The sequence below is a fragment of the Ferroplasma sp. Type II genome (assembly GCF_000496155.1).
In genome coordinates, this window is record NZ_KI542729.1 from 32,744 (window position 1) to 34,430 (window position 1,687).

Below are 1,687 nucleotides of genomic sequence, written 5' to 3' on the forward strand. Positions count from 1 at the left end.
TTCCGAGGCGGGAACCATTTACAGATATGAAAAATCGGGGGAAATGGGTGGGCTAACACGCCCCAGGGCATTTACAGTTGATGATGGCCATGGTTTTGTAAGGGAGGATCAGATATTTGATGAAACCATATCATTGCTCAAAATTATTCCCTCCATATTTAAAACCATACTGGGAACAGAGGAATTTACATACGATCTCAGTGTAATGGATAAACAACACCCGGAAAGCTATCTGATGTCATATGAATGTACCAGTTGTGGAGAGAAATTTATGCTCAGGGCATCATCACAGGAATCCAAATGCCCATACTGTGGATCAGAGAGTCTGAAACCAGATTTTTCAATATGGGATAATGCCACTGAAAACCTGAGGAAAGCACTTGAAGAACTGAAGTTAAAATATACTGAATATCCCGGAGAAGCCGCATTTTACGGTCCTAAAATAGACGTTCATATAAAAGATGCGCTGGGGAGACTATGGCAATTATCCACCATACAGCTAGATTTTTTTATGCCCTCCAATTTTGACCTTTATTATATAGACAAAAACGACACGAAGGTAAGGCCGGTAATAATACACCGTGCTATCTACGGGAGTTATGAGAGATTCATGGCAATACTTCTTGAGCATTACAATGGAAAACTTCCACTATGGTTAACTCCCTTACAGGCATATATAATACCGGTATCAGAGGCATACCACGAATATGCAAAAACTGTAAATCAAAAATTAATAGAAAAAGGGATAAGGTCCAGGGTTGATCTATCGGACGGAACAATTTCAAAGAAAATAAAGCTTATCAGAACTATGAGGCCTTCCTATATTCTTGTAGTGGGAGAAAAGGAATTTGTAGATAAAACTGTTTCAGTAAGAAACCGCAAGGACAGGACTAAGGAATATGCACTTGATGAGTTTATAGGAATAATGGAAAATGAAATCAGGGAAAAGAAAATAGACCAGGATTTCTAATTTCATTATGTCATTTCCAATGTGGCAACTCAATATAGCTCCCATTTAAAGTCTTATCAATAAATTAATTAGCCTAAATTTGCAGTTTAGCAGGAAATGGGATGTGGCTATGGTGCTTTTTTATCTGGCATTTAATTCTGCCTATGTATTTTTATATGTAATATTTATACAGTATCATGTCTATTCTACCTAGTGATTTGAAGTATACAAAATCTCATGAGTGGTTTAAAATTGACGGTGACATAGCTACAGTGGGAATTACGGATTTTGCCCAGCATCAGCTTACTGATATAGTGTATGTTGATATGCCCAAGATAGGCACATCAAAAAAAGCGGGAGAAACACTCTTGACAATAGAATCAGTTAAATCTGCGGAGGATGTGTTTTTCCCGGTTGGAGGAGTAGTAGTGGAAACAAACATGGAACTGGATAAAAAACCAGAACTCATAAATTCTGATTGCTACAAATACTGGCTTGTTAAAATAAAAATATCCGATAACAAATATGATTATATGACGGCAGAGGAATACAAGTCATATATAGGGGAATAGAAATCAATATGGAGAGAAAAGATAAATATTACGCAAGGGCAAAGAAGGATAATTACAGAAGCAGGGCCTCGTACAAGCTTCTGGAAATACAGTCTAAATTTGGCATAATATGGAAAACAGATTATGTCCTTGAATTCGGCTCATCCCCTGGTGGATGGACACAGGT

3 protein-coding genes are annotated in these 1,687 nt (G+C 37.4%); all 3 read left to right on the forward strand.

Annotated features, from left to right (window positions below):
• Positions 1 to 970, forward strand: a 970-nt coding sequence (locus tag AMDU4_RS07835; RefSeq protein WP_290704617.1) for an aminoacyl--tRNA ligase-related protein, incomplete at its 5' end; no start/stop codon positions are given.
• Positions 971 to 1,146: 176 nt separating this feature from the next.
• The gene (gcvH, locus tag AMDU4_RS07840) at positions 1,147 to 1,521 is read left to right on the forward strand and encodes a glycine cleavage system protein GcvH (RefSeq protein ID WP_021787447.1); all 375 of its coding nucleotides are present in this window, start codon (positions 1,147 to 1,149) and stop codon (positions 1,519 to 1,521) included.
• A gap of 8 nt (positions 1,522 to 1,529) precedes the next feature.
• Positions 1,530 to 1,687 (forward strand): SAM-dependent methyltransferase (locus tag AMDU4_RS14195; RefSeq protein ID WP_394324945.1); only part of this gene is annotated, 158 nt, incomplete at its 3' end.